7 protein-coding genes are annotated in these 6,181 nt (G+C 74.5%); 1 reads left to right on the top strand and 6 read right to left on the bottom strand.

Going from position 1 to position 6,181, the window contains the following annotated elements:
- Positions 1-47: 47 nt before the first annotated feature.
- The 3 genes from HUW36_RS23075 to HUW36_RS23085 are packed head-to-tail and all read right to left on the bottom strand — an operon-like array spanning position 48 to position 1,886.
- A complete protein-coding gene (locus tag HUW36_RS23075; RefSeq protein WP_174530090.1) occupies positions 48-749 on the bottom strand; it encodes an ABC transporter ATP-binding protein in 702 nt (233 codons plus the stop codon).
- Positions 746-1,282 carry a PadR family transcriptional regulator gene (locus HUW36_RS23080; protein ID WP_174530091.1) on the bottom strand — a complete coding sequence of 179 codons (537 nt, stop codon included), beginning with the start codon at positions 1,280-1,282 and terminating at the stop codon, positions 746-748. The genes HUW36_RS23075 and HUW36_RS23080 overlap by 4 nt, the downstream gene beginning before the upstream one ends.
- Positions 1,283-1,313: 31 nt before the next feature.
- Positions 1,314-1,886 (bottom strand): TIGR03086 family metal-binding protein, encoded by a 573-nt coding sequence (locus HUW36_RS23085; protein ID WP_174530092.1) that lies wholly within the window; start codon positions 1,884-1,886, stop codon positions 1,314-1,316.
- A 31-nt stretch (positions 1,887-1,917) separates the two neighbouring features.
- On the opposite strand from HUW36_RS23085, the gene HUW36_RS23090 reads away from it, so the two are divergent.
- Positions 1,918-2,727, top strand: a complete 810-nt coding sequence (locus HUW36_RS23090; RefSeq protein WP_174530093.1) for a helix-turn-helix domain-containing protein — start codon at positions 1,918-1,920, stop codon at positions 2,725-2,727.
- Positions 2,728-2,746: 19 nt separating this feature from the next.
- Here HUW36_RS23090 and HUW36_RS23095 read toward each other — a convergent pair whose 3' ends face one another.
- The 3 genes from HUW36_RS23095 to HUW36_RS23105 form a co-directional block, all read right to left on the bottom strand.
- Positions 2,747-4,285, bottom strand: a complete 1,539-nt coding sequence (locus HUW36_RS23095) for a SpoIIE family protein phosphatase (protein ID WP_174530094.1) — start codon at positions 4,283-4,285, stop codon at positions 2,747-2,749.
- A gap of 2 nt (positions 4,286-4,287) precedes the next feature.
- Entirely contained in the window at positions 4,288-5,637 is a 1,350-nt protein-coding gene (locus HUW36_RS23100; RefSeq protein ID WP_174530096.1) for an ATP-binding protein, read from the bottom strand.
- A gap of 79 nt (positions 5,638-5,716) precedes the next feature.
- The coding region (locus HUW36_RS23105) for a SpoIIE family protein phosphatase (RefSeq protein ID WP_174530095.1) at positions 5,717-6,181 on the bottom strand (465 nt) is incomplete at its 5' end.

Raw genomic sequence — 6,181 nt, forward strand, 5'->3', positions numbered from 1 at the left:
GTCGGTGCGGGTGCCGGCGAGCGCGAGCCGCACCAGCGTCGCCGGCCTCACCGCGCGCCGCCCGGCACCGCGGGGTCGAGGCCCAGCCCGGTGTGGTCGACCATCCCGTCGCGCAGGCTCACCTCCCGGTCGGCGTACGCGGCGATCCGCGGCTCGTGGGTGACCAGCACGACGGTGGTGCGTTGCTCGCGGGCCAGCCGGACCAGTTGGGTGAGCACCTGCTCGCCGGCGAGCGTGTCGAGCGCGCCGGTGGGCTCGTCGGCGAAGAGCACCCGTGGCTCGGTGACCAGCGCCCGGGACAGCGCGCAGCGCTGCTGCTGGCCGCCGGACATCTCGCCCGGCCGGGAGTCGGCGACCTCGGCCACGCCGAGCCGTTCCAGCCAGGTGAGCGCCGCCGTTCGTGCCGCTCGCCGCCCCGTGCCGGCGAGAAGCAGCGGAAGGGCGACGTTCTCCGCCGCGGTCAACTCGGCGACGAGCTGGCCGAACTGGAACAGCACCCCGAAGTCGGTGCGACGCAGCCGGGACCGGGCCGCCTCCGACCACGTGTCGATCCGTTCGCCGCGCCAGGTGACCTGACCGGCGTCGGGGCGCAGGATGCCGGCGAGACAGTGCAGCAGCGTCGACTTGCCGCAGCCGCTCGGGCCGGTGACGGCCACGATCTCGCCCTCGGCCACGTCGAGCGTCACGCCGCGCAGCGCCGGTGTCGGGCCGTACGCCCGGACCACGCCGCGCGCTTCCAGGAACGTCACGAGTGCACCTCCCGGTGCCAGTCGGCGACGCGGTCCAGGGTGGTGTGCAGCCACCGCAGATCGGCGTCGAGATGAGCGATGGCGAAGTCGGCGGCGACCACCTCGTCGAGGCGGGCCCCGGGGGCGCTCTTGACCGCGGTCAGCTCGCGCAGCCGGTCGGTGTGGGCGCGGCGCTGGGCGACCAGCCAGGCGCGCGCCCGGTCGGCGTCGGCGACCAGGAGCGCGACCACCACCTTGGTGAACAGCGTGCTGCCCACGTAGGGCATCGGCGGCTCGACGGTGGCCAGCCACTGGTCGAGCGCGGCCCGGCCCTCGCCGGTGAGCGCGTAGGCGGTGCGGTCCGGGCCGCCCTCGCGGGCCTGGCCGGCCGGGGCGACCAGGCCGTCCCGGTGCAGCCGGGCCAGCGTCGCGTAGACCTGCCCGAAGGCGAGCGGCCGGGCCCGGGGCAGTCGCTCGTCGTGGGCGCGCTTCAGCTCGTAACCGTGGCGCGGGCCGGCGGCGAGCAGCCCGAGCAGGACGTGCTGAGTGGACACGCCCTCACTATTCACTCAGTGAATAGAACAGTCAAGCAGCAGGGGTCCAGGCCGGGTCACGCCCGGTGCGGCCGAGCAGCGCCGCCAGCGTGGTCGGGGCCGCGTCGGTCGGCACCGGCGCGCCGAACGCGCCCATCCGCTGCCCCATGTCGCCCATCCGGTCCATGAAGTCGTGCCCCGCCGCCACCACGGACGGGTCCACCACCAGCTCCTGCCCGGTCGCCCGGGCCAGGTCCCAACCGTGCACGGTGAGGTCGATCAGGGCCATCAGCCCGACCATCTCCTGCGGCAGGCCCATGCCGGGCGAGACACCCTCCAGCGCCGCCGAGTCCGACCACGCCTCGACCAGCCGCGCCGCCTCGGTGGCGAACCGGTCCCGCCAACCCTCGGTCAGGTGGTCGGTCTTGCCGGACCAGTCCACCTCCTCCCGCCGGGCCATCGCCTGGAAGTTGACCACCACGTCGGTCAGGTGGTTCAGCAGGTCGCGCACGGCGTAGTCGGGGCAGGGCGTGGGCAGGTCGAGCTGGTCGTCGGCGATGCCGCGCACCACCGCCGTCGTGCCCGGCGCGGCGACGGACAGCAGCTCACTAGTCTTCGTGCTCATACGGCCAGCGTATGAGGACGGTCTTGAAGAAATGCGACACGAACCGCGACGGGACAGCCGGGGGATCCTCGACCCCGACCGGATGCTGCGCCAGGTCCGGTTCCGGCGTCGGCTCCCCGCCCGCGCGCTGCGCCCGTGGGTGGAGCACTACTGGCTGATCGACTGGGACCTGACCGAGCCGTTCGACCAGCGGGTGGTGCCGCACCCGGCGGTCAACCTGGTGTTCCAGGCACAGGAGGGCGAGGTCGAGCACGGGGAGGTGGCCGGTGTGGACACCGGCCTGTTCACCGTGACCCTGCACGGCGCCGGGCGGGTCACCGGCGTCCAGTTCCGTCCCGGCGGCTTCCGCCCGTTCTGGGGACGCCCGGTGTCCGCGCTGACCGGCCGCCGCGTCCCGCTCGCCGCCACGCACCTGCCGGGGCCGGACGGAGCGGTCTGTCCCGGCACCGACGACGACCGGTGCCGCCGGCTGGACGACCTGCTGACCGTGTGGTCACCGGTCGCGGACAGGCTCACCGCCGAGGTCACCGCGTTGGCCGAGGAGATCCGCGCCGACCGGGGTGTGCTGCGGGTGGCCGACTTCGCCCGGCGGCACGCCGTCTCCACCCGCCGGCTCCAGCGGCTGTTCCTGGACCACGTCGGCGTCGGTCCGAAGTGGGTGATCCGGCGCTACCGGCTCCAGGAGGCGATCGAGCAGGCCGCCGCCGGGCCGTTGGACTGGTCGCGGGTCGCCGCCGACCTGGGGTACGCCGACCAGGCGCACCTGGTCCGCGAGTTCACCGCCGTCGCCGGTGTCTCACCCGCGGCGTACGCCCGCTCCCTGGCCACCGCGCGGCGGTGACGGCCGGCGGACGACCGCCTCAGCGGCGGCGGACCGCGACGACCGCGACGTCGTCGTGGATCTCCGGCGGCGCCAGTTCGACCAGCAGCCGCTGGCAGAAGTCGTCGAGGTTGTCGTCGACCCGGGTGGCCACCACGCCGAGCGCCGCCATGCCGTCGTCGATCGTCGCGTCCCGCCGCTCGATCAGCCCGTCCGTGTAGAGCACCAGCGTGGCCCCCGGCGGCAGCACGAACTCCAGGTCGGGCGGGCGGGGCGCGCGGACGCCGAGCAGCGGCGCGGACTGGGACACGAACTCCACCCGCCCGTCCCGACTCAGCAGCGGCGGCAGGTGCCCGGCGCTGGCCATCCGGATCAGCCCGGTGGACGGGTCGAGCAGCAGGACGCAGATCGTCGCCAGCTCGGTCGGCAGCAGCGCCCGCATCAGCTCGTTGACCCGGTCGAGGATCACGCCGGGCTGGTGCCCCTCCACCGCGTACGCGCGCACCGCGTGCCGCAGCTCGGCCATGACGGTGGCGGCGTGCAACGAGTGCCCGGCCACGTCGCCGATCGCCACGAGCAGGTGCCCGTCGAGCATCACCAGCTCGTAGAAGTCGCCGCCCACCTCGGTCTGCGCGCTCGCCGGCTCGTACCGGACGGCCAGGTCCAGGCCGGCGACCTCGGGCAGCCGCCGGGGCAGCAGACTGCGTTGGAGCGTCACCGCGATCCGGTGTTCCTCGTCGAACGAGCGCTGTGCCTCCACCGCCGAGGCGACCGCCTGGGCGAGCTGCACCAGCACCGGCGTGCGGACGGTCTGGGTGGCGGTCGGCACCACCACGTAGAGCGGGGCCCGGTCCTCGCGCAGCCGGGCCGCGGCCACGGTGACGGTGTCGTCGTCCGGCCAGTCGGCGAGCGCCCAGGCGCCCGGCTCGTCCACCCGCACCCGGGTGCCGATCGGCACGCCGGTGTCGTCCACCACCCACGGCACGATCCGGGCCGGCGTGTGCGGGTCGGCGGCCACGCCGGCCAGGCAGTCCCCGTCGAACGTCTCGGCGACCACCGCGGCCGGCGACCGGAAGATCCGGGCGGCCCCGGACGCGGCGGCCTCCAGCAGCCGCACGAAGTTCGGCGAGGCGTGCATCTCCACGGTGGCGTCGGCCAGCGCCGCGAGCCGCTCGGCAAGCTGCTCGGCCCGTCGCCGGGCCCGGTAGTAGCGCAGCACCGCGTGCGCGGTCGCGACCAGTTCCTCCGGCTCGATCGGCTCGGCCAGGTAGGCGTCCGCGCCCCGGGTCAGCCCCTGCGCCCGGTCGACCACGTCCACCGCGTGCGCCGAGACGTGGATGACCGGGGTGGAGGGGTGCGCCTCCTTGATCCGCTCGCACACCTCGAAACCGCTCATGTCCGGCAGCCGGACGTCGAGCACCACCAGGTCGACCGGCTCCCGGTCCACCCGCTCCAGCGCCGACGTGCCGTTCTCGGCCTCGACGGTGACGAAGCCGGCCCGGTTCAGCCAGTTCACCAGCAGGTACCGCTTGGGACCGCTGTCGTCGACCACCAGCACCGTCGCCGGCCCGCCGTCCACCGTCACGCTCCGCCCACGGGCAGGACGACGGTGAACGTGCTGCCCCGGCCCGGTTCGCTGGTCAGCTCCAGCGTCCCGCCGAGCAGGGTGACCAGCCGCCGGGCGTACGGCAGGCCGAGGCCGGTGCCGCCGACCCGCGTCGTGCCGGGGACCTGGTAGAACTCCTCGAAGATCCGTTCCTGCAACTCCGCCGGGATGCCCACGCCGGTGTCGGTGACCGACAGCGACCACATGCCGTCCCGGCGCTCGGCGCGCAGGCGCACCTCGCCGCGCTCGGTGAACTTCAGGCCGTTGTGCAGCAGGTTGCGCAGCACCTGCGCGAGGAGCACCTCGTCCGAGCGGACCGTCGCCGGCGCCGGCGGCTCCTCGACCACCAGCTCCACGTCGGGCCGGGTGGCCAACGCCCGCAACGTGCCGCGCAGCTGCCCGAACACCGCGCGCAGGTCGACCTCGGACCAGTCCGGCTCGATCCGGCCCGACTCGGCCTTGGCCAGGTCGAGCAGCTCGTTGACCAGGGCCAGCAGGTCGCCCGCGGAGGACCGGATCAGGCCCACCTGGCGGGCCTGCTCACTGGTGAGCGGGTCGGACGCGGAGTCGGCGAGCAGCCGTCCCAGGCCGATGATCGCGGTCACCGGGGCGCGCAGCTCGTGACTCACGTTGGCCAGGAACCGGCTCTTCGACTCGCTGGCGGCCCGCAACTGGGCGGACTTCTCGTCCAGCTCGGCGTAGAGCGCCACCACGCCGCGGTTGGTCTCCTCCAGCTCCTCGGTGAGCTGGTTGTAGAGCGCCATCACGCCGTGGTTGGTCTCCTGGAGTTCGGAGTTGAGCACCGCCAGCTCGTCGCGCTGGCTGCGCACCTCGTCCAGCGCGGCGATGAGCTGGGCGTTCTGCGCGGCCAACTCGTCCAGCGCGGAGCCCGGAGCGCGCTCGGCCAGCTCGGCGCGGAGCTGGGCGGCGCGGTCCGGCGTCAGCTCCTCGGCGTGGTCCGGTACTCGTCTGGACATCCTCACGACGGTATCGCCCTCGACGGTCACCACCCGCAACGTGTCCACCAGACGCGCCACCGCGCCGGACCGCGGCTCGTACCGGCCGTCGGGGAGCGGGCGTACCGGGGCCAGGTCCACCCGGAGCACCCGCCGGCCGGTGGCGACGTCCCGGTCGACCGCGAACGTGACGTCCGCGCCGTCGACGCCGCGCAGCAGCTCCCGGGCCACCTCGCTGAGCGCGGTGGCGATCCGTACCTGGTCCTGGTGTTCCAGGCCGACGACGGCGGCGACCTCCCGGCCGCGCTGCCGGATCAGGAAGATGTCCTGCTCGACCCGGAGCGTCAGGTGCAGAAGGGGCTCGCTCATGCCGTGCGGGCCGGGCATGCCCTCACGGCCCTCGCTCCGCTCGGTGCGTTCGCTCATGCCGTACCGGCCGGGCATGCCCTCACGGCCCTCGCTCCGCTCGGTGCGTTCGCTCATGCCGTACCGGCCGGGCGACCAGGACGCACGCGTCGTCACGGCGGACCCCGGCGTCGCGGAGCAGGGTGGCGGCGACCAGCAGCGGCGCCCGCCCGGCCAGCCCGGGGTAGTCGTCCAGGTTCCAGCGGTCCACCACGCCGTCACTGTGCATGACCAGTGTCGACCCGGCTGCGAACGGGTACTCGTAGCCGCGTATCGCCGGACGCTGGTGGCCGGCGATCCCCGGCAGCGAGACCAGGCCCCGCCGCCGCTCGCCCGGCGCGACGATCACGGCGGCGATGTTGCCCAGCCCGGCGTAGCGCAGCAGGCCGGCCGCGGGGTCCGGCTCGGCCACCGCGAGCGCCGCGCCCCGGGTGTGTGAGATGCTCGCGTGCAGGTGCCGCACCACGACCTCCGGCGGCCCGGCCGGCGCCGAACGGAGATCGGAAGA

It is taken from the genome of Micromonospora maritima (genome assembly GCF_902825405.1).
GTDB classification, from domain to species: domain Bacteria; phylum Actinomycetota; class Actinomycetes; order Mycobacteriales; family Micromonosporaceae; genus Micromonospora; species Micromonospora maritima.

Coding starts and splice junctions, on each gene's coding strand:
- HUW36_RS23085 (WP_174530092.1), bottom strand. CDS start 1,886: ATGAGCACGAAGACTAGTGAGCTGCTGTCCGTCGCCGCGCCGGGCACG.
- HUW36_RS23090 (WP_174530093.1), top strand. CDS start 1,918: ATGCGACACGAACCGCGACGGGACAGCCGGGGGATCCTCGACCCCGAC.
- HUW36_RS23100 (WP_174530096.1), bottom strand. CDS start 5,637: ATGAGCGAGCCCCTTCTGCACCTGACGCTCCGGGTCGAGCAGGACATC.